We start from the raw sequence: 20,946 nt of genomic DNA on the forward strand, positions 1-20,946 counted from the left end.
TTTATCAGGGATTCGACACAATTCCCCATAATTTTTAAGATTATGTATACTTGCTTTCCACATTATCCACATTATCCACAATTACTTTGGTGGATAACTCCCCCTATTTCTTTTTAAAGTGACTTATGGTATACTATGAGCACTTAGTGAGGTAGTCCACGAACTTAGTGCGAGTCATACCTGACCACTTAGTGAGGTATCCCACGAGCTTAGTGGGAATGGTATACTATGAGCACTTGGTGAGACAGTTCAAAAGCGCAGTGCAGGACGAAAAGTGAGGTTATGGCGGTGGATTTTAAAAGCAGTTTTAGAGTTAATGCGACGTTGGTTCCCAACGAGTTTATTGATACATATATGGCTTCGGCCAATGGAGAATATATCAAGGAGTACCTTTTCCTGCTCCGCCATGAGGGCGAAGCGGTGACGGTCTCTATGATTGCGGATGCAGTCAACCACACGGAATCGGATGTGGCACGTGCGCTGGCTTACTGGAAAAAGGCAGGGGTCCTGGAGGAATCTGTGGATAAAGTTTCTGCCAATGGCCCGTCTGTGGATAAGTGTCCGGCTGCTGGCGAGATGGCCTGTGCAGGGGGCGTAATTGTGGAAAATGTGGCGTCTCCTTTAAACGGAGTGTTTACGGAGGCGTATGCAGGAGTGAGTTCTTCTTACGGGTATGTGGACGGCCCGGTAAAAGGGAATGCGGCCGGCACCGTTACGTGTGTGGAAGCGGATACGCCGGAGAAGGGACCGATGGCTCCGAAGGCACCGGAACCGGCTCCGGCCAAAAAGGCGGAGCCGCGGCCTGTCTATTCTCCGGAACAGATCAGCGGCCTGGCGGGAGATGAGGATTTTTCCCAGCTTCTCTATATCGCCCAGAAATATATGAACAAAGTCTTTACCCAGCGGGAGTGTGAGGTGTTTGCCTATCTCTATGACGGCCTGCACATGACTGCCGAGCTCCTGGAATACGTGGTGGAGTACTGCGTACAGGGCGGGCACACCAGTATCCGCTATATCGAGACTGTGGCGATCAACTGGCACGAGTCCGGGCTTAAGACCGTGGAGGACGCCAAGGCGTACGCGTCGTCATTTACCAGGGACTCCTTCGCGGTGATGAAGGCGTTCGGTTTGAACGACAGAAAGCCGGGCGATTCAGAGCGTGAGATGATTGACCGTTGGTTCAAGACCTACGGATTTACCAGGGAACTCGTTCTGGAGGCCTGTAACCGCACTCTGGCGGCCACACACTCGCCCAGCTTCAAATATGCGGACAAGATCCTTTCGGGCTGGAAAAAGGCCGGTGTGCGCTCTCTGGAGGATATCCGGCGGCTGGATGAACAGCATGCGGAGCGCGCGAAGGGAAAGGGAAGCAGTAATGGAAGCGGCTCCCAGGATTACAGGGGAGGCGGCAATGGCCGCGGACGAAGCACCAACCAGTTTCAGAACTTTCCCCAGAGAGAGATCGACTACGATGCGCTGGTGCTGCAGCAGTTAACAGAAAAGTAAGGAGGGAGCCATGTCGCTCAGCAATTCTCAGTTTGATGCCATCATGCGTACATATCAGCAGCAGCAGCTGTTAAACCGCCATGAACAGGAATCCAGAATAGCAGAAGTATATAATAAGATACCAGCCATAAAAGAACTGGACGACTCCATAAGCTCCTGCGCGGTAAAGAGCGCCAGGAGGCTGCTGGACGGCGACCAGGGGGCATTAAAGGAACTGAGGGCGGAAATAGCGGATTTGAGGGAGCAGAAGGGTGTTCTGCTTCGTGCCTACGGATTTCCGCCTGACTATATGGAGATGCATTACAAGTGCACGGACTGTATGGATACAGGCTACTCGGAGGGCAGGAAATGCCACTGCTTCCGGCAGGCCGAGATGAAATACTTATACGCCCAGTCCAACATTGAAGAGATTGTAACACTTGAGAATTTTTCTACCTTTTCTTTTGAATATTTTGATGATTCGTCGGTGCTTCCCGTCCTGGGAAGAACGGTGAGACAGTATATGAAGCAGGTGGTGGATACATGCCACCGGTTTGTGGACAGTTTCACGACAGAGCATGGCAATATGCTATTTACTGGTCCTACGGGGGTTGGAAAGACATTTTTGACCAACTGCATCGCCAGAGAGCTGATCGACCGATACTACTCGGTCATCTACTTGTCGGCCAATGACCTGTTCGAGGTATTTTCGAAGAACCGCTTTGAGTATCAGGCGGAGGAAGAGATGAAGGGCATGTACCAGTACATTCTGGACTGCGATCTGCTCATCATCGATGACCTGGGGACGGAGCTGAACAACAGCTTCACCTCGTCACAGCTGTTTTACTGCATCAATGAGCGGCTGAATTCATCGAAGTCTACGATTATTTCCACGAATCATCCGCTGAATGAGCTGAGGGACCGCTACACGGAGCGTGTGACCTCCCGCCTGATCAGCAAATATACCATTATTCCGCTCTACGGCGACGATATTCGCCTGCGAAAGAAAGCAAAACGCGCTGATTAACTTGACTATTTCGGCGCATAATGATATAAAAGAACCGTTGTAAGACAAATGGATACGTTGGAGGAGAAGAAATGTTATACGAAGAGAAGACGATTGAGACGATTCCGGTGGGCCCGCTGGGATTAATTCCGCTTAAGAGCTGTACGGAGCTGGGAGCCAAAGTGAACGATTATCTGGTGGACTGGAGACGGGAGCGGGAGAGCGAGCACAAGTCTACGATTGCATTTTCCGGATATCAGAGAGAGTCCTATATCATTGGGGCCAGCACACCGCGTTTCGGTACCGGAGAGGCGAAGGGAACGCTTTCCGAGTCGGTTCGCGGAGACGATTTATACATCATGGTGGATGTATGCAATTACAGCCTGACCTATTCCCTTTGCGGGATGACGAACCACATGTCCCCTGATGACCATTTCCAGGATTTAAAGCGAATTATCGCGGCTGCAGCCGGTAAAGCCCGCCGTATCAATGTGATCATGCCGTTTTTATATGAGAGCAGACAGCACAAGAGATCCAGCAGAGAGTCTCTGGACTGTGCGCTGGCCCTTCAGGAACTGACCAATATGGGCGTTGAGAATATCATCACCTTTGACGCTCACGACCCGAGAGTGCAGAACGCGATTCCGTTAAAGGGATTTGAGACGGTTCAGCCGATTTACCAGTTTATCAAGTATCTTCTGAGAGAAGAGAAGGAACTGCAGATCGACAGTGACCATATGATGGTGATCAGCCCGGACGAGGGCGGCATGGGCCGCGCTGTATACTTTGCCAACGTGCTGGGACTTGATATGGGGATGTTCTATAAGCGCCGTGACTATACACAGATTGTGGGTGGCCGCAATCCGATCGTGGCTCACGAGTTCCTGGGAAGCAGCGTGGAAGGAAAAGATGTGATTATCGTGGACGATATGATATCTTCCGGAGAGAGCATGCAGGACGTGGCGAAGGAACTGAAACGCCGTAAGGCGAGAAAAGTCTTCATCTGCTCGACCTTCGGTTTATTCACCAATGGCCTTGCCAAGTTTGATGAATACTACGAGAATGGAATTATTGACAGAATCCTGACAACGAACCTGGTATATCAGACACCGGATCTGCTGTCCAGACCGTATTATATTAATGTAGACATGAGTAAGTATATTGCGCTGATTATCGATAATCTGAATCACGACGCTTCTTTAAGCGAGCTCCTGAATCCGACATCGAGAATCAACCGTCTCCTTGACCGATACCGCGCGGGTGACAGGTAGGAGATCGATGGAAAGACTGTCAAAACGTAACTTATGTCTGGTAGGGCTGACATTATTCTCCATGTTTTTTGGGGCGGGAAATCTTATTTTTCCGCCCTTTTTGGGCGCTATGGCCGGGGCGAATACCTGGACCGCCATGGTGGGATTTGCCGTGACCGCCATCGGCTTTCCGATTCTCGGCGTAATAGCAGTGGCGAAGGCCGGCGGCCTTACCAGCCTGGCGGGGCGGGTTCATCCGGTATTTGCCGCTGTCTTTACGCTCCTGATCTATTTATCGATCGGTCCGTGCCTGGCGATCCCGCGAACCGCCAGTACGTCGTTTGAGATGGCTGTAATACCGTTTCTGGACGGCCGTATCCCTGCGGGAACAGCTCAGTTGCTGTATTCGTGCCTGTTCTTCACCATCGCGTTCCTGGTGGCCTTAAAGCCCGATAAACTGACGGACAGGCTGGGAAAAGTACTGACCCCGTGTCTTCTGACCCTGATTGCGATTCTGTTCATTGGCTGCATCTTAAAGCCGGCATCCGGTTACGGCGGAACATCTGAGACTTATCAGAATCATCCGTTTGTAAAGGGATTTTTGGAAGGATATCTGACGATGGATACGATCGCGGCACTGAATTTTGGAATTATTATCTCCCTCAATATCAGCGCTCTGGGGGTGAAGTCAGAGAGTTCCATCATAAAAGAAACGATCAGGGCCGGATTGATTGCCGGAGGCATCCTGCTTCTGGTGTACGCTGCGCTGGCTCACATCGGCGCGGTTACGGGAGGCACATTCGGTTATTCTGAGAATGGTGCGCAGACTCTGAATCAGATGGTGCGCTTTCTGTTTGGGAAGGCGGGCCTGATTATGCTGGCAGCCATTTTCTTTATCGCCTGCCTGAATACCTGTATCGGACTGATCAGCTGCTGCAGCCGGTATTTCTGCACGATTCTGCCACGAATCGGATATCGGGCATGGGCCTTTCTCTTCGCCGCAGTCAGCCTGATTATCGCCAATGCCGGGCTTAACCGGATCCTGGAGATATCCGTCCCGGTGCTAAATGCGATCTACCCAGCGGCTATCGTATTGATTCTCCTCTCATTTCTCTTTCGTGACGGGAAACGGTGGCGGCCGGTTTACGTCTGCTCCATTGCCCTGACCGGAGTGACGAGCATCGCAATGTCTCTGTATCAAATCGGCATAACGCCTCTGGGACGCGTGTTAAATATACTGCCTTTGCACAGCCTGAATCTGGAATGGATCAGCCCGGCGGTGGCTGGGATTGTGATTGGAATGGTGGCTTGCGCAAGGGGAATGAGAGCGGAATGAGGAGTGAGCGCGGATATAGATGCGGATTAGCGAATGCGGGAGAAAATAATATATAATATGAAAAAACTGCTTTCTGAGAAAGGCCATGGGTTATCCCGTTACGGTCATTCCAGTATAGCAGTTTTTTATTTACGCCGGGTTATCCGGCTGTCAGGCACTCCGTTTTTCAAGTCCTTTTCGGCCACAGCCATCCCTGCCGATCAATTACGAATTACGAAACACGTCAAAACTAAACTGGTGCGTTTCCCCTGAGATTGATTCTATACTCAGCTCTATGGGGCAGTCATACTGGTCATAGACGATATTTTCAATCACCAGCAGCGCGGTACCTTCCGGAACCTCCAGGGAGGCAGCCAGCCGGGGCGAAGCGCTGCGGGCCGTAATGGACCGTCTGGAATGGACTGGCAGCACATCATACTGCGTCTTTAAAGTCTGATACAGAGAGGCATTTGAAAAGTCGAAGCGGTCCAGCTTTGGAAAGCGATTTAAAGAGAGGTAATTGACCGTATAGACAAAGGGGATTCCATCCGAATAGCGGAGTCTTTCCAGTCTCAGGCATACATCAGACGGCGCGAGTTCCAATTTTTGATACAGATCTTCATCAAACTGTATTTTTTCCATGCTCAGGAGTCGGGTGGAGGGAACCTTACCGATCAGTTTCATCTCCTCATCGAAGCTCATAAGCTGATTCATAAAGATTCCGCGGTTATCCGGACCCTTCACAAAGGAGCCGCAGCCACGTTTTCGTTCAATTCTTCCGCTGTTTACCAGTTCGTTATAGGCCTGGCGCACAACGGGCCTGGAAACTCCGCAGGCCTTGCAGATGCCTTCCTCCGTAGGAAGCTTCTGGCCGGGCTTTAGGATTCCCTTCTGTATCGCCTCTATGATGCATTGACGTATCTGTTCGTAAAGCGGAACAGAGCTGTATTTGTTAATCTTAATATAGTCCAATTTTTCACCCCACAGATCCTGTAAAACATTACATTTCCGTCTAGTACAGCATTGCGCAAGTTCCGGTGAATTCTGCACTCGCTATTCATGCCAGGACCACGCCCACGAAGCTAGACGTAGGGTCCACTACGCCGTCGCTTTGCGGGCGCGCCCCTGGCGTAAATATCAAGCACATAATTCATCGAAACTTACGCAATGCTGTACTAGTATAACAGGAAAAGCCATCTTTTACAATGGGCTGCCGGCATACGTTACATAACCGAAACTTCCCTTTTTCATACAGTTCGCAGTGGAGTAGGCGGTGGCCTTTTCCAGAGCCAGCCTGATCGTGGCGGGGGCAGGAATACAGCCTTTTGTCCAGCCCTGTTCATACAGAGCGATGACAAAGGCGGTGAGAAAGGAGTCCCCGGCCCCCATCGTGTCAACCGGATCGATATATTCCGCCTTTCCGTATACCAGAGAAGTCCCGTCAGATACGCACTGACCGGAGCTTCCCATGGTGATCAGGACGAGTCCTGTGTTTCTTTTGTGGAGCGGTTCACAGAATGATCGTATCTCCGATTCCTCCATTGGAGGGCATGAAAACAGGGCCAGGTCCAGCCCACAGCAGACCTTATCGTAATAGAAATCAGTTCTGTATTTTTCCTTTTCACCAAAATCGTAGGTGAATAAAGCTGGAAGACCGCTGAGCCGGGACATCTCTTCTTCCATTTTTGCATTACAGGAACTGTGAATCAGAGAAAATGATCTTAAGTATTCCATATCGTCTTGCTGAAGCCGCAGCGGTCCGGACCATTGATCTCCGGCCGTGATGCCCAGATAGGTGCGTTCCCCGTTTGTGACGCGGTAGCGGCAGCATTTGGTGATGGTTCCTGGGACTTTTTTGCATCTTGAGAAGTCCACATGAAAACGGTTCAGCGCATCGACTATGACTTCAGACATGGCGTCATCGGCCAGATTGCCCATGTAGGCAGCTTCCGCACCGAGTATGGAGGCGTGGACTGCAGCATTTAAAGCGTTTCCACCCGGATATATGGCGCCGGTATTTGTATAGTAGTCGATGACATTGTCACCGAGCCCCAAAAGTCTCATGAGTATTCACCCTTTCTGTAATAACGGCGGATGTCCAGGGAATGGTCTGTGATTACCTCAATATTCTTGCTGATTCGCTGCAGAACCGCGGCCATAATCATGGGGGAAAGAAGCGGGCGGTAACGATCGCTGATTCCCGGAAGTGCATAATCACGGCAGTCAAAGCAGGTCAGTTTATTCGTGTGCTTTTGGGCAAATGCTTTTACCTTTTCGTCGAGAGGCCTTGTCACCCCTTCTGTCAGGAGCAGGGTTACACATACATCGTCCTCCAAAAGCTCCAGGGTGCCATGGAAGAATTCTGGTGAACTGACGGATTTCGTCCGTATCCACTGGGATTCCTCCAGGACACACATGGAATAGGAGTAGGCTGTGGGCCATAAGTCTCCGGAGCCGATCCAGATGTTATAGGGTTCCCGGCAGTATTTTTTCGCATAGCTGATACAGGCTTCATCGGCCTGAATGCGAACCTGAGCCAGAGCGCTGCCCAGGCTGCCCAGTTCGTCTGCAAAACTTTTATAATCAGGAAAATAGCCTTTTATCTCGAGAATTTTACCGATTAACAGATAAAAGACAAGCTCCTGGGGTCTTCCGTCCTTATAGATAAAGGAATAGTCGGATATCGCCTCCAGAGGTGAATCGGGGATTCCGATGACGGAGACCAGACGGACACCTCGTTCTTTCAGGTACTGGGCCGCCTTCAGTGTATCCGGCGTGTCCCCGGACTTGGAGGTGAGAAATGCTATCGAATGGCTGGTAATACGGTTGCAGCCGGTAAGAACCAGGTCAGCGGAAAGCATGGCGTCAGTCGGAATCGGCGAGTAATGGTTAATATAGTGCTGGAATGGCTGCATCATAGCCATGGAGCCTCCGGAAGAGGTAAAGAACAGCAGATCGAATTCATCTGCGCAGATCTGGTCTGCAATGGCTTCAATCCGGTCTCTCTGAGCATAAATAAATTGATAATTTTCCCGGATTACCGCCTCGTCAAAGTTAATCATAGCAAATCTCCTTTTCTCAATGGTTTATCACCATTGTATGGATAAATGATTATATTGTCAATATGTAATTACAATATTACAGATAAATATTTAATTATATTTAGTAATTGAGAACTTCCCAGCGAATAAAATGGCTTCAGACCTCCTATCTGCAAAAATCGTATTATAATCGGAAATGATCTGGATTTGTGCACAAAATGCACAAAATAACAAGTAAAATATTATATAAAATAACTATAATAACCAACTTGATTTTGGATAAAGGCTATGATATACTGAGTTCATCAAAAATAACTAAACAAAGTTAAGAAATTAAATCGGGGTTGCACAATGGGACGAGAAAGTAAGGATGGAAGTTTTCCGACAGGGCTGTTTTGCGTATATCTGGTGTATTTTTCAGGGCAGGCCATCTACAATACGTATCTAAACCTGTATCTGGCACAGATCGGATTTACTGCGACGCAGATTGGGAGTATCATCTCGATCTCTACGGTTGCACTTCTGGCGGCACAGACTCTGTGGGGAATCTTAAGTGACCGTGCAAGGGTAAAGAACCGGGTGGTCTGTGTTCTCTATCTGGCCTCAATCCTTTCGGCCCTGGGCTTTTATCTCACGAGAAGCTACTGGCCGGTGGTACTGCTTGTAGCAGTCTTTGGAGCGTGCTTCGTGCCGATTGTACCGCTTAACGATAATATCACACTGGAATCCTTGGTGAACAGCAAATGGGATTATGGCTGGATCCGTATGGGAGGAACCATTGGATACGCGATGACTGTGGTCTTGATTGGTTACTTCTTAAGGGATGAGTATTCAGCCATATTCTGGATCGTGGCGGCAGCCATGGGGCTGTGCCTGCTCTTTTCCCTGACGATACCGCCGGTGAAAGGGTTTAGAAACGAAAAAAAGAAATCCTCGGTCCGGGAGATATTATCCAACCGCACCCTCGTGGTTTTGATCGCTTTCAACTTGATTTATGGACTCGGCAACAGTTTTTTTTACAGCTTTTACTCACTCCATTTTGTTCAAATTGGGGGTAACAGCAGGCTGGTTGGCTGGATGATGTTTGCCTGTTCGGCAGCCGAGGCGCCGTGCCTCATGTTTATGCACCGTCTGGTCAAAAAGATGGGAGTCGCAAAGGTCTTGATTCTGGCAGGCGTCCTGACCTGCGTCCGGTGGACGCTTCTCTATTATCTGACGGATCCGGTGTTAATTATCGTTACGAATCTGCTCCACGGCTTCAGCTATACCGGAATTACATACTGCCTGCTGAATTACATTAACAGAAGAGTTCCGCCGGATTTACGGGCCAGCGGCCAGGTGCTGAACGCCACCATGAGTACCGTATTCAGCAAACTGATTTTTGGATATATCGGAGGCGCGGCCTTCGAGCTGTGGGGGGCTGGTTCCATGATGGCCTGCTCAGCAATTACCATAGGAGCGGCAACTCTGTTCTTTGCAGTCTGGAGCAGAGGGAAACAGGAGAGTCTGTCTTTTTAGCAGTTAAACTGCTTAAAAAATAAAATGATATGAATCAGAAGGAGAGGAATCATGAAAAAAACAAAAAAGATGTTAGCTTTACTCGCAGGTTCAGCGATGATTATCTCATCCCTTGCAGGCTGTGGCCAGTCACCAACAGCAACCCAGGGGGGAAATGAGAGCACGAAACAGGCCGATGCAGGCCAGGACTCCGGAAAGAAGGCAGAATCCGGCGCAAAAGAGAAGATCCGTGTATTCACGTTCTTTACCGGATCCGATCAGTGGGCTCCGGTGTGGTCGGAAGTGATCGACGAATATATGCAGGCCAACCCGGGCATTGAGATTGTAGATGAGTCTGCGCCTACCGCGGGAGCGAACGATGTGTTCCGTACAAAGATGCAGGCGGATATCGCTGCCCGCACTCCTGCGGATCTATGTCTGTTCTATACGGGGGCGGATGGAAAGCCTCTGGTGGACTCCGGACTTTTTGTGGATCTTGGACCATCTATGGAAGCAGACCAGGACTGGTCTAAGAATTTCAAGCAGTCCGCACTGGACGGTCAGAAATACGATGGCAAGCAGTACAGTCTTCCTTATCTCGGCTATTATGAAGGACTCTTCTATAATAAAAAACTGTTTGACCAGTACAGCCTCGAAGAGCCGACATCGTACGATAATATTATGAAAGCGGTCGAGGTGTTTGCCCAGAATGGAATTCCGGCGTTTGCAGCCTCCATGGCGAAACCTTCCTACGTTCTGGAGCTGGCTATTTTAGCCCAGGCGGGAGCGGAAGGCCATAAGAATTACTTTGATGACAGCTGGGCCCCGGCGCTCGACTGTATCGCTGACCTGTATCAGAAGGAAGCATTTCCGAAGGATACCATGACTATTTCAGAAGACGACATCCGTCTGATGTTTAAGGAAGGCAAGGCAGCCATGATGTTTAACGGCTCCTGGTGTGTCAGCGCCCTGGAGGACAATCCGGATATGCGGCTGATTTCCATGCCGGCTCTTCCTGGAGGAAAGGGCGGAGAAAGCTGTGCGCTTGCCGGTTTTGGCTCCGGATGGTTTTTAAGCAAGGAAGCGTCAGAACGCAGTGAAGAGTCCTTAAAGCTCTTAAAATACCTGACTTCACCGGAGATCATGCAGCGTTTTATCGCAGTAGGCGGAAGCTCAGCGGTAGAGTGCCCGGCACCGGAGGGCGCCTCTGAACTGATGAAGAGCGCGGTTCTTATGTTAAACAAAGCAACCTATACCGATACGGCAATCGATTCCCAGGTAAGCCGCGAGGCCTGGATGGCAATCGCAGACGACGGCACCCCGTATCTGGTAGAAGGCAAGAAGAGCAGCCTGGATCTCCTGGCAGAAGCAAGAAAAATTCAGGAAGCAGTAAACAGATAACAGGAAAGAGGGATTGCGGCGGCAGAAGTGAGAGCTTTTGCCGCCCTGACAGAAAAGAGAGGGGAAATGCTTCATGAAGGCGAAAAGACAAAGGACAGCAATCATATTCTTGATTCCTGCCGTGGTGCTGCTGCTGTGTTTCATGATATATCCGCTGGGAAAAACCATCTTTTACAGCTTCACTGCATGGTATAATTTTTCCACGGAACAGACCTTTATTGGCCTCGATAATTATAAGGAATTAATTGCCGATCCCGTGATTCGGGTGGCTCTTCGCAACACTGTGATTCTGATGGCAGGAGTACTTATTTTCCAGATCGGATTTGCCCTTATCCTGGCGATCATGGTCGATGGAATCAGGCACTGTTTTAAGTTCTTCCGCACGATTTATTTTTTCCCTATCGTTATTTCAGCTACGGCGATCGGCCTTATGTTTACCCTGATTTATAAATATGAATACGGTCTGCTCAACTATTTCGTTGTTTTGTTTGGCGGAGAGAAACAGGTATGGATCAATGAGAAGTCATCGATATACTTAGCCCTGATTCCGGTTGTGTGGCAGTATGTGGGCTTCTATTTCGTCATATTCTTAACGGGAATTGCCAACATTCCCGCTGATATATATGAATCGGCTATGCTCGATGGAATAAGGCCCTTGCAGAAGGCCGCCTACATAACCATTCCCATGCTGAGAAGCGTGCTCACCTCATCGATTGTTCTGGTAATTTCCGGCTGCTTTAAAGTGTTCGATATCATTTTCATGGTCACCAATGGAGGACCACTGGATTCCAGCCAGCTGCTCAGCACCTATATGTATCAGAAGGCGTTTGCGCGCGGGAACGGAGGCTATGCCAGCTCCATTGCGATTGTCATGATCGTGCTTGGCGTGGCGGTGACCAGCGTACTCAGAAAGCTGCTTTCGGGAGGTGAGGAAAATGAATGACGACAGAAAAGGGCGCGGAAAAGAGCTGGCAGCAGCTGTTTTAAAATACGTGATTTTGCTTTCCTGGGCGCTGACGACAATCATCCCTCTGCTGTGGGTATTCGTCAACTCCTTTAAGACGTCAGAAGAGATCGTAAAAAATGGCGTGGCACTGCCTTCCGCCATTCAGTTCAACAATTACAAGACAATCATGAGTTATCCGGATTTAAGCATGTCCAGAGCGTTTCTGAACAGCTTTATTATTTCCGGTTCCGTGGTAGTCGGAGTGGTGCTTGTGGCCGGATTAGCGGCGTTTGCGCTGGGAAGATTCCGTTTTCAATGGACGAGATACGCGGATGCAGTACTTATTGCCTGCCTCCTGGTTCCCTCCTTTGCAACCATGATTCCCAACTTTGTAACGATCAGCAAGCTTCCGATCAGAGGAACTCATGCGGCGGCCATTATCCCTCAGATTGCGGGAAATCTCTGCTTTTCCATCACATTGCTGACCGGATTTATGCGTTCGCTGCCTGATGAACTGGATGAGGCCGCCATTATGGACGGCGCTACACCCATCTATGTCTTTTCCCGTATTACCATGCCGCTGTCCAAACCGATGTTCTCGACAGTCGGAATCATGGTATTCATCTGGTCTTATAACGACTTGCTGACATCCATGGTCTATTTGTCACAGCGTTCCAAGCAGCCGGTCTGCGTGATTCTATCCATGGTCAGCAATATGTTCGGAACCGATTACGGAAGTATGATGGCAGCGATCATCGTGACAATCGTGCCGCTGCTCATTCTTTATGTAATATCCCAGGAGCAGGTTATCAAAGGTCTTACGGCGGGGGCGGTGAAAGGCTGACCTGTCGGCGTATCAGTAAAACATCCCGCCGCAGGCGGAAGTAAATTTGGAGGATCGATTTTATGGAAGTGCTTGTTAATCATTTGGGGTATGATGCCGGCGGCAGAAAGACCGCGGTATATCAGGGAAAGAGAGAGGATCAGCCGGTTCATTTCTGCGTGCGCCGGGAAGGCGGGAAAACCGTGTTCGAGGGCGTTCCGGCGGAGTGCGGGGAAGTCGCGCAGTGGAATACCGGCTACTATTGGACTCTGGATTTTTCGGATTGGAAGGGCGAGGGCGTCTTTTGCATCTGTCTGGAGACGTCATCCGGCACGGTGGTAAGTGAGAGTTTTGAAATCCGGCAGTCGCTCGTCACGATGAGGCTGATTAATGCAGCCTGCTATTACTTTAAGGCACAGCGTTCCAGCGGGGAGTGGCTCCATGAAGACCGCAGTCTCAGTTTCGACGGAGAGAGGGCGGGGCGGGTGGACGCCCACGGCGGCTGGTATGACGCTACGGGGGATTACGGCATCCATCTGTCCCATTTATCCCATGGATCCGTACATAATCCGCAGCAGGCGTCATTCAGCGCATATACCTTTTTTAAGGCGGCCGAGGAACTGACAGCGTCCGGAAATGAGCAGTATACCATGCTGAAGCGCAGAATGCTGGACGAAGGGAGCTTTGGCGCCGATTTTCTGATGCGTCTGCGTGCGCCTTCCGGCGGATTCTTCCGTTCCATCAGCCGCGCCAATGCCCTGGCCCATGTTCGGGGAAACCGTAAGATCGGTTTTGAGTATCACGCCTCCAGTTCCCAGTTCAGTGAAAAGGCGGCGACAGCGGATGAAGAGGTGGTGAATGACACCAATTATGAGGTCAGTCTGCGTTCCGGCGGCGGAACGGCTATAGCCGCTCTGGCAGCGGCCTCAAGGCATTACTATCCGGGCACCGATTATACAAGAGATGAGTATCTGCTGGCGGCCAAGGACGCATGGCACTACTTATATGAGAACAATGAGCAATATACTAATGACGGAGCCTGGAATCTGATTGATGAATACTGTTCTCTTTTGGCTTTGACGGAGCTGTTTCGGGCGAGTGAAGAGTACGAATATCTGATGGAAGCCGGAGCCATGGCGGAACGAATCTATAAACGGATGGTGATGGAAGAGGATCAGAAGGCTTATTTAACTGTGAGAGATGGCGAACCGTATTACCATGCGGCCGATGAGGGACTGCCCGTTATGGCGCTGATCGAGTATGCAGCCGTCGAAATGGATGAGGAAAAGTCGAATAATGCGATAAAGATGGCAGAGATGCTTATGCGCCACATGCTTTTTGTATCTGCATCAGCGAACAACCCGTTCGGTTATCCGAGATTTCTGTATAAAGACGAGAAGGGAATAGAAAGGATACAGTTTTTCTTCCCTCATCATACTGCGGTGGAGCCGTGGTGGCAGGGCGAAAATGCGAGAATTGCCTCACTTTCGGCAGCGGCCAGAGCGCTTCTTGCGGTAACCCGGGATACGGAATTAAAAGGTGCGCTGGAGCTCTTTGCCGATCAGCAGATCAACTGGATTATGGGATTAAACCCGTTTGACTCCTGTATGATGGAGGGGTATGGACGAAATAACATCCAGTACTTCTTTAACGACAGGTATGATTTCATGAACTGTCCCGGCGGCATCTGCAATGGTATTACGAGTGCGGAGGACAATGAAGAAGGAATCGCATTTATCCGGGAACCAGGCGGCAGTGTAAAGGACAACTGGCGTTGGGCGGAACAATGGATTCCTCATGTGACATGGTTTATACTGGCCGAGGCCTATAAGCGGATATAGAAGGATTCTGCTCTATTCCTCGAAAAGAACCTCCAGGCGTTTATTAAAGACAGTGACTGCGGCGCCGATAATGCCGGTGTCGCGGCTGATCGACGGTTCGATCTGAAGGGTATTGTGCACCAGGGTGGTGCGGATGGCCTCCTGTATTCTCTGCAGCAGGGGGTCTCCCAGCGCCAGTGGAATGATCCCTGTCAGGACACAGTGCTGGATATCGAGCAAATACGTCAGGTTGGTCAGTGTATAGCTCAGGTAAGGGCAGAGATAATTGATAATTTCATCCCTCATAGTTTCCGGAAAACCGGGATTCTGCTGCAAATTAATCTGAAAACGCTGGTAGATGGCCTCCAGATTGATCAGCTGTTCAAATGGCTTGGGTTCCGGGACCTCCGCCCCCGGTATCTGGAAAGAAGTGACAGGCATGTTGCCGATCTCTCCGGACTTATGGGTGGCGCCGTACCACAGTTCCCCATTCATCATATAGCTGACACCACATCCGGTACCCAGAGTAAAATAAACAAGGTTCTGATATTCCGGACATCTGCGGCGTAAAAATGCCTCGCCGAGACAGGCGAAGTTCACGTCGTTGTCCAGGAAAAACGGAACAGGGAGAGCATCCGTAAACTCCGGAAATGCTTCTGCAAACGTTACTTCGTGGTCGATGTTCATATAGGACATATGAATAATGCTGTTTGTCTGTGGATTCACCATAGCGGGAAAACCGATTCCGATACCCAGCACGGGAATCTGCTCGCCCGCGGCCAGTGCCATCAGCTTGCTGATCTCTCTCGTCAGCTTTGAGAGCTCCAGCGTGTGGTTCTGGACCGGAAGATGGATTGACCGGCAGTACTGGCAGGTTCCCAGCATATCGACCAGACCCATATGTACGATCTGCCCTTCAAATTCGAGTCCGATGGCGTAGTATGCCCGCGGATTAAAACGAAGAAGATGGCCGCGCCGCCCGGCGCCGGGACTCTGAGTCGTCTCTTCCAGCTCGATGAGAATTCCCAGCTCCAGAAGCTTGTCGACTATCTTTAAGACAGTGGGAAAGCTGATTCCAGTGATGCGAACCAGTTCCGCGCGGCTCATAATGTTCTGATTGCGGAACAAATCAAAAATCATCATACGGTTTTTGGTTTTTAGATATTTCGGCATGTACTGGTTCACGGTAAAGCTCCCTTCTGCAGGATCATGATACTAGAATCATAGCATTAGAACACCAGACAGTCAAACGCTTTTCGGCGTTTTAAAGAGGAGAGGAAATAAAAAAAGGAGAGTCAATATGGCAAGAAGAATGTTGGAATATATAAAAGAACAGCCTGAAGTATGGCGAAAAATAACGGATGGCAGAGAGTCCCTTTTTCAGGGAGCAGTTGAAAAACTACAGCAGCCGGCAAAACGGATCGTGATTCTCGGCTCCGGTAGTTCCTATATCGCATCTATGGCTGCGGCAGATTTATATGAAAAGATGCTGGGACTGGAGGCTGCTGCAGTGGTGCCGACCCGTTTGGACGGCCTCTTAAGGCTCTTAAATCCGGAAGAGACGCTGCTGATCGCTGTATCTCAGTCCGGGAAGAGTACATCCACCATAGATGCAGTAAAGAAATGGAAGGCACGCGGCTTTCGCATTCTGGCGGTAACTGCCGATGAACAGTCTCCGGTGGCAAAGGAAGGTGACATTCACCAGTTTATCGCCTGCGGGGAGGAGACGGTGGGCCCGAAGACGAAAGGAATGACAGCCACGGTTTTAACCCTCTATTTTCTGGGCCTGGCTCTGGGCAGAGCCTGGAACCTGGGAGACCATGGGGATTCTGACCGTTTTCTGGAGGAACTGAACCAGGCCATAGATGCAGCGCCCTCAAATATAGAAAAGAGTATAGAATTCTGCCGGAATCAGGCTGACTTACTTGCTGTTATCCCACACGTTACCATTCTGTCGGAGGACGCCGGCTATTATGCGGCGCAGGAAGGAGCGCTTAAGCTTCTGGAGACTCTTTACATACCGGCGGTGGCCTATGAATTTGAGGAATACCTGCATGGCGTCAATAACACGATTGCTCCGGGAATGTGTCATCTCTACCTTCCTGCCAGCGAAAAGAATGTGGAACGGATGGCTGCCCTGGATCACTACACCAGAGAAAAAGGCTGTATAAACTTGATTATTACGGTATTAGACTGGGAAGAAGGAAGCCATGTACTTAAGCTGTCAGGAAATCAGAATCCATATCTCAGCATATTTGAGACACTCCCGGCTTTTCAGGTAATGAGCGTATTCGGGTCAGAACGCAGAAATATAGACTGTGATAAGCCTAAATTTCCTGATTTCTATGGGGTATTAAACACAAAAGCGTAATCTAGGAGGAAGTTATGAGATATTATGCCGGATTAGATATAGGCGGAACCGTTGCCCGCATGAAAATAGAGTATGAGGATGGCCGGGCGGGGGAATTCTACGGAGCCGGAGGTACCATGAATACAGATGGATATGAGCGGTGCAATGAAAAGTATCGAAGCTTTATTCTGCCGATTCTGGAGGAGGCACAGATCAAAGCGGAGGACTGCGTAAAAATCTGCGTGGCGGCCAGTGGAATCGATTCTCCAAGACAGGAAGAAGAGTGCCGCAGGTCCTTCCTGGAAATGGGGTTTCGGCCGGAAAGTATTCTGGTATATAACGACTGTGAGGTATTTTTGCATGTGTCGACCGGGCCGGCAATCGTGCTGGTCTGCGGCACCGGTTCAATCGCATATGCCAGGGGAGAGTCCGGAGCGATCACCCGCTGCGGCGGCTGGGGCCACGTGCTGAGCGATGAGGGGAGCGGCCATAATATGGGAATGAAGGTCATAAGAGAGGCGGCCAACCACATCGACGGCAGAACCAGCTGCCCCATTCTGTACGAACTTTTCGAAGCCCAGAGCGGCCTGAAAACGCTGGATGAGATCAATACCTTTGTCAACGACATGTTAATGGAAAAGACGCAGATCGCCTCCTACGCCCCGCTGGCAGAAAAGGCTTATGAGCTGGGAGATGAGACAGGCCTGAAAATACTGCGGGAATGCCGGGATGAACTGTTTGCCCTGGTAAAGGATGTCTATTATAAAGCAGATTTAAACAGATACCGCAAAGAGGCGCCGGTAGAACTCTGGCTCTGGGGCAGTGTTCTGTTAAAGAACAAAATTATAGCTCCTGAACTGACGGATCTCCTTAAGAAAGAATTTCCTTCTATTCAAATAAGAATTCCGGAGAAGACGGCGCTGGATACCGCTCTGGACATTGCAAAGTCATAAAGAAAAGCCGCGGGGCAGCCGGATTACCGGCTGCCCCGCGGCGTAATCATATCTTAAAATCAAATCTCCACCAAATGATAAGGAATCAAATTCGCCGTCAGCATCTGTGCCTCTCTCTGATGGCACGTAAAGATAATAATCTGTCCTTCACAGGCCTTCACAAGCCATTTCAGCGCGGTCTTTAACCTGTCGTCATCATAGAGAACAAAGCTGTCGTCGAAGATCAGCGGCATCTCCCCGTGGTCCCCGATAATCAGCTTGGCGGCTGCGAGTCTCAGGGCCAGATATACCTGGTCCATCGTTCCGCTGCTGACCTGTTCTAATGGAACCAGTTTGGTTTTTGTGTTTAAGAAAACATTCAGGTTCTCATCCACGCTTAAGCTGGTATAGATGCCTCCCGTGATTCCTGCGATCAGATCTGAGGCGGTCTTATTTAAATAGAGGCCAAAGGAATCGCGGATCGAGGAGGAAAGCGTCGTCATGGTCTCCAGAGCCAGGTCGATGGCGGACAGTTCCTCGCGGATTCTGTCATTTTCAGCCAGAATGTGCTTCAGGCCTTCGGCCTGAGTCTTGCAGGCGGACAGATGTTCCAGCTTCTTCTCTAACTCCCACTGGGTCTTCTGCTGTTTCTCAATAACTTCCCCGCAGTTCTCCTGCCGGCCCTGCAGCTCCGTGATCTCGGCGGCCTTCTGTTCAATGGCGGTTTCCGACTTGGCAATGGCAGAACTCAGCCGTGTAAATTCAGCCATTCTCGCCTGAAATGCCCGCATGGCGTCCATGGAGATGGCAGTGTCGCCTAAATGCCTGGAGAAGATCTCCTGCAGGACCTTGGCGCTTAACTCCATGTCCTTCTGCCTGTGCCGCAGCCGCAGATACAGGATGAGGCCAATCAGATAGAAGATAATGGCCGCGCCCACCGCCGCGGCGATGCAGACCAAGGAGTCGATCCCGTAAACGGCAGTCACATAGTTGTCACCGCCCAGGTAATAGACGGCGCCGGCGCTGCACAGCAGCAGGGTGGCGATGACGAGAGAGAGCACCGAAAGGATCTTCTTCGACTTTTTGCCGCAGACCTCCTTCGCCTCTGTGTACTCGTCAAAGGTGCCCTGTGTCTTGATGGAGTAGGCCGTGATGGAATCCTGATCGGTGAACTGGTTGTTGGCCAGAACCTGCTTGCCTCTGGCCACCTTCTGGATCAGCTCTTCCTTTTCCTTCTGCTTCACTTCCAGCGTATCCTTTACCTCCACGCGCATGCGCTGGTAGGCCTGAATCTGATTCTCATATTCGGGAGATGCGATCTCCTTCTCGGTGTTGCGGATCTCGCTGAGCAGAGAGGTGTAGGTGCGGGCCGCCTCCGGAACCATCTGAGATTCCAGCTCCTTGTGCTGGCTCTTCAAAAATGAGGTCGCCTTCGTAATATTGAGCGCAATATTGCCGGTGGTGTTAAGATTGGCAATGTAATTCTTAAGTTCAGACACCATGCCCTCATCGGTTGCGCTTTTTAACTGGCCGATGCTGACCGTGTTGTTGTACGCCGTCTCGCTCAATCCGCTTAACAGGTCGTCGAGAAATGCCTTCGTCGGTTCAATCTCACGTCCCGCCGTCTCGTCCACGACTTTAAATTCCTTCTTATTCTTCTGAAACGTCCGCTCAATGCGGTAAATGTGATCCTTGTGCTCCAGCCTCAGCTGCCCCTCGTAGGTGCCGCTGTTTTCCCATGGCTCGAATTTGGAGTAGAGATCGTTTCTGGAGGCCCGTCCGCGCTGTTTCTCGATGCCGAACAGCATGCCCCTGATAAAGGTGTGAATGGTGGATTTACCGGCTTCATTCTTGCCGTAGACGATGTTTAAGCCGTCCTCGAAGGAAAGGTTCCGCCCGTGAAATTTTCCAAAACCGTTAATATAGATATCCAGAATTTTCATTCGGTCAGCTCCTTTCATCCGTGGTGCGCAGCAGCGCGTTGATTCCGTAATACAGCGCCTTCTTTTCCACCTGGCTCATCTCCGGTTTCTGAAGGGCCTGTATATAGAAGCCGATCATATCGCTGGGATGCTCCGCGAACAGCGCCGAGAAATCGTACTGCGGCTCGGACTCATCAATGATTTCCATGATCTTAAACCGTGTGGACAGCATGTCCAAATCGAAGGAAATGTCGGGATCACGCATGCCCCGGATGCGGAACCGGAATATATTTTCCGGCCCCCGGTTCTGAATCTCCTGGGTAATCTTCATGGCCAGCTCCGTATTGGTGGTGGCCGTCGTCACATTGACCGCAAGGGAGATATACTGAATCCTTGCCAGGGGAACAAATTTTAAGGAGGTCACCATGCGGGTTACCTCGTTGATTTCGCCCATAAACATGCCGTGCTGGCCGGCCTCCGTCTTATCGAGAGGCTCCGGCGATCCGGAAAATGCCATGCGGTTCTCGATCAATACCTCCGGTTTGTGGATATGTCCCATGGCAATATAGGAGAAATCCAGCGCGCCCATGGCGCCCTTGTCGAAGGGGATATGATTGGCATCGCCGCCGTGACCCAGTAGAACGTGGATTCTGCCGTTGTTAGGAACCTTCAGATGATCCAGGCGGTTCTCCGGAATATCCGTGGTATGATAGGAGAAGCCATAGACCTCCGTGTTGATCTCCTCAAAATAGACGCATTGGAGTTCCTCATCCATTAAGTAAGTCACGTTGGGCGCCCAGGTAAAGCTTAAGAGTGCGGAATTAGTCCGGATGCGGTCGTGATTGCCTGCGATGATGACGACGTGAACACCGGGTATCGTAGAAAACAGATAATTAACTTCTTTCAAATCCCTTGCCAGCGGCTGGCGGTGGAATAAATCGCCGGAAATAAACAGGCAGTCGGCTTCCAGCTGTCCCGCCTGTGCGACGGCTTTCGCGAAGGTATCTTTGATATCCTGGGAGCGTTCCTTACTCCAGGGCTTATCGCTGTCCGGGCTCATGCCCCAGTGAACGTCTGCTATATGTACGAATTTCATAGTCATCACCTCATAGTTCCTCAGTTGTGTCCGGTGCCGTTTTTCTCACACGGCTTTACCAT

At 50.4% G+C, this 20,946-nt stretch carries 17 protein-coding genes; 11 read left to right on the forward strand and 6 right to left on the reverse strand.

Going from position 1 to position 20,946, the window contains the following annotated elements:
- Positions 1 to 282: 282 nt before the first annotated feature.
- From DFR60_RS15300 to brnQ, 4 genes are all read left to right on the forward strand, one after another.
- The gene (locus DFR60_RS15300; protein WP_110323662.1) at positions 283 to 1,506 is read left to right on the forward strand and encodes a DnaD domain protein; all 1,224 of its coding nucleotides are present in this window, start codon (positions 283 to 285) and stop codon (positions 1,504 to 1,506) included.
- 10 nt (positions 1,507 to 1,516) lie between these two features.
- On the forward strand, positions 1,517 to 2,512 hold the full coding sequence (locus tag DFR60_RS15305) for an ATP-binding protein (RefSeq protein ID WP_110323663.1): 996 nt from the start codon (positions 1,517 to 1,519) through the stop codon (positions 2,510 to 2,512).
- Positions 2,513 to 2,583: 71 nt separating this feature from the next.
- Entirely contained in the window at positions 2,584 to 3,762 is a 1,179-nt protein-coding gene (locus tag DFR60_RS15310; RefSeq protein WP_110323664.1) for a ribose-phosphate pyrophosphokinase, read from the forward strand.
- Positions 3,763 to 3,769: 7 nt separating this feature from the next.
- The gene (gene brnQ, locus DFR60_RS15315) at positions 3,770 to 5,077 is read left to right on the forward strand and encodes a branched-chain amino acid transport system II carrier protein (RefSeq protein WP_110323665.1); all 1,308 of its coding nucleotides are present in this window, start codon (positions 3,770 to 3,772) and stop codon (positions 5,075 to 5,077) included.
- Positions 5,078 to 5,281: 204 nt separating this feature from the next.
- On the opposite strand, the gene DFR60_RS15320 is transcribed toward brnQ, so the two are convergent.
- The 3 genes from DFR60_RS15320 to DFR60_RS15330 all read right to left on the reverse strand — a co-directional run bounded on the left by DFR60_RS15320 (position 5,282) and on the right by DFR60_RS15330 (position 8,118).
- Complete coding sequence (locus tag DFR60_RS15320; protein ID WP_167437609.1) at positions 5,282 to 6,028, reverse strand: GntR family transcriptional regulator; 747 nt, start codon at positions 6,026 to 6,028, stop codon at positions 5,282 to 5,284.
- A 228-nt stretch (positions 6,029 to 6,256) separates the two neighbouring features.
- A complete protein-coding gene (locus DFR60_RS15325) occupies positions 6,257 to 7,120 on the reverse strand; it encodes a PfkB family carbohydrate kinase (protein ID WP_110323667.1) in 864 nt (287 codons plus the stop codon).
- Positions 7,117 to 8,118, reverse strand: coding sequence for an SIS domain-containing protein (locus DFR60_RS15330; protein ID WP_110323668.1), 1,002 nt, complete (start codon positions 8,116 to 8,118; stop codon positions 7,117 to 7,119). The genes DFR60_RS15325 and DFR60_RS15330 overlap by 4 nt, the downstream gene beginning before the upstream one ends.
- A gap of 330 nt (positions 8,119 to 8,448) precedes the next feature.
- Here DFR60_RS15330 and DFR60_RS15335 point away from each other — a divergent pair, with 330 nt between their 5' ends.
- From DFR60_RS15335 to DFR60_RS15355, 5 genes are all read left to right on the forward strand, one after another.
- On the forward strand, positions 8,449 to 9,615 hold the full coding sequence (locus DFR60_RS15335; RefSeq protein WP_110323669.1) for an MFS transporter: 1,167 nt from the start codon (positions 8,449 to 8,451) through the stop codon (positions 9,613 to 9,615).
- Between the two features lie 51 nt (positions 9,616 to 9,666).
- Positions 9,667 to 10,995 (forward strand): ABC transporter substrate-binding protein, encoded by a 1,329-nt coding sequence (locus tag DFR60_RS15340; protein ID WP_110323670.1) that lies wholly within the window; start codon positions 9,667 to 9,669, stop codon positions 10,993 to 10,995.
- A gap of 73 nt (positions 10,996 to 11,068) precedes the next feature.
- Positions 11,069 to 11,938 (forward strand): carbohydrate ABC transporter permease, encoded by an 870-nt coding sequence (locus DFR60_RS15345; RefSeq protein ID WP_002605614.1) that lies wholly within the window; start codon positions 11,069 to 11,071, stop codon positions 11,936 to 11,938.
- On the forward strand, positions 11,931 to 12,785 hold the full coding sequence (locus DFR60_RS15350; protein ID WP_110323671.1) for a carbohydrate ABC transporter permease: 855 nt from the start codon (positions 11,931 to 11,933) through the stop codon (positions 12,783 to 12,785). The genes DFR60_RS15345 and DFR60_RS15350 overlap by 8 nt, the downstream gene beginning before the upstream one ends.
- 62 nt (positions 12,786 to 12,847) lie before the next feature.
- Positions 12,848 to 14,605: a glycoside hydrolase family 9 protein gene (locus tag DFR60_RS15355; RefSeq protein WP_110323672.1), complete on the forward strand. Its 1,758-nt coding sequence runs from the start codon at positions 12,848 to 12,850 to the stop codon at positions 14,603 to 14,605.
- 12 nt (positions 14,606 to 14,617) lie between these two features.
- Here DFR60_RS15355 and DFR60_RS15360 read toward each other — a convergent pair whose 3' ends face one another.
- Positions 14,618 to 15,769, reverse strand: coding sequence for an ROK family protein (locus tag DFR60_RS15360; RefSeq protein WP_110323673.1), 1,152 nt, complete (start codon positions 15,767 to 15,769; stop codon positions 14,618 to 14,620).
- 115 nt (positions 15,770 to 15,884) lie between these two features.
- On the opposite strand from DFR60_RS15360, the gene DFR60_RS15365 reads away from it, so the two are divergent.
- Both DFR60_RS15365 and DFR60_RS15370 read left to right on the forward strand, forming a co-directional pair.
- Positions 15,885 to 16,955 (forward strand): SIS domain-containing protein, encoded by a 1,071-nt coding sequence (locus tag DFR60_RS15365; protein WP_110323674.1) that lies wholly within the window; start codon positions 15,885 to 15,887, stop codon positions 16,953 to 16,955.
- A 14-nt stretch (positions 16,956 to 16,969) separates the two neighbouring features.
- Positions 16,970 to 17,887: a BadF/BadG/BcrA/BcrD ATPase family protein gene (locus DFR60_RS15370; RefSeq protein WP_110323675.1), complete on the forward strand. Its 918-nt coding sequence runs from the start codon at positions 16,970 to 16,972 to the stop codon at positions 17,885 to 17,887.
- A gap of 59 nt (positions 17,888 to 17,946) precedes the next feature.
- Here DFR60_RS15370 and DFR60_RS15375 read toward each other — a convergent pair whose 3' ends face one another.
- The gene (locus DFR60_RS15375) at positions 17,947 to 19,809 is read right to left on the reverse strand and encodes an ATP-binding protein (protein ID WP_110323676.1); all 1,863 of its coding nucleotides are present in this window, start codon (positions 19,807 to 19,809) and stop codon (positions 17,947 to 17,949) included.
- A 4-nt stretch (positions 19,810 to 19,813) separates the two neighbouring features.
- Positions 19,814 to 20,884, reverse strand: a complete 1,071-nt coding sequence (locus DFR60_RS15380; RefSeq protein ID WP_110323677.1) for a metallophosphoesterase family protein — start codon at positions 20,882 to 20,884, stop codon at positions 19,814 to 19,816.
- Positions 20,885 to 20,946 lie beyond the last annotated feature (62 nt).

Source organism: Hungatella effluvii, assembly GCF_003201875.1.
In the GTDB taxonomy this organism is placed as follows: domain Bacteria; phylum Bacillota; class Clostridia; order Lachnospirales; family Lachnospiraceae; genus Hungatella; species Hungatella effluvii.

Excerpts from the sequence above, each read along its gene's own strand:
- DFR60_RS15300 (WP_110323662.1), top strand. The coding sequence starts at position 283 with ATGGCGGTGGATTTTAAAAGCAGTTTTAGAGTTAATGCGACGTTGGTT.
- DFR60_RS15305 (WP_110323663.1), top strand. The coding sequence starts at position 1,517 with ATGTCGCTCAGCAATTCTCAGTTTGATGCCATCATGCGTACATATCAG.
- DFR60_RS15310 (WP_110323664.1), top strand. The coding sequence starts at position 2,584 with ATGTTATACGAAGAGAAGACGATTGAGACGATTCCGGTGGGCCCGCTG.
- brnQ (WP_110323665.1), top strand. The coding sequence starts at position 3,770 with ATGGAAAGACTGTCAAAACGTAACTTATGTCTGGTAGGGCTGACATTA.
- DFR60_RS15325 (WP_110323667.1), bottom strand. The coding sequence starts at position 7,120 with ATGAGACTTTTGGGGCTCGGTGACAATGTCATCGACTACTATACAAAT.
- DFR60_RS15330 (WP_110323668.1), bottom strand. The coding sequence starts at position 8,118 with ATGATTAACTTTGACGAGGCGGTAATCCGGGAAAATTATCAATTTATT.
- DFR60_RS15335 (WP_110323669.1), top strand. The coding sequence starts at position 8,449 with ATGGGACGAGAAAGTAAGGATGGAAGTTTTCCGACAGGGCTGTTTTGC.
- DFR60_RS15340 (WP_110323670.1), top strand. The coding sequence starts at position 9,667 with ATGAAAAAAACAAAAAAGATGTTAGCTTTACTCGCAGGTTCAGCGATG.
- DFR60_RS15345 (WP_002605614.1), top strand. The coding sequence starts at position 11,069 with ATGAAGGCGAAAAGACAAAGGACAGCAATCATATTCTTGATTCCTGCC.
- DFR60_RS15350 (WP_110323671.1), top strand. The coding sequence starts at position 11,931 with ATGAATGACGACAGAAAAGGGCGCGGAAAAGAGCTGGCAGCAGCTGTT.
- DFR60_RS15355 (WP_110323672.1), top strand. The coding sequence starts at position 12,848 with ATGGAAGTGCTTGTTAATCATTTGGGGTATGATGCCGGCGGCAGAAAG.
- DFR60_RS15365 (WP_110323674.1), top strand. The coding sequence starts at position 15,885 with ATGGCAAGAAGAATGTTGGAATATATAAAAGAACAGCCTGAAGTATGG.
- DFR60_RS15370 (WP_110323675.1), top strand. The coding sequence starts at position 16,970 with ATGAGATATTATGCCGGATTAGATATAGGCGGAACCGTTGCCCGCATG.
- DFR60_RS15375 (WP_110323676.1), bottom strand. The coding sequence starts at position 19,809 with ATGAAAATTCTGGATATCTATATTAACGGTTTTGGAAAATTTCACGGG.
- DFR60_RS15380 (WP_110323677.1), bottom strand. The coding sequence starts at position 20,884 with ATGAAATTCGTACATATAGCAGACGTTCACTGGGGCATGAGCCCGGAC.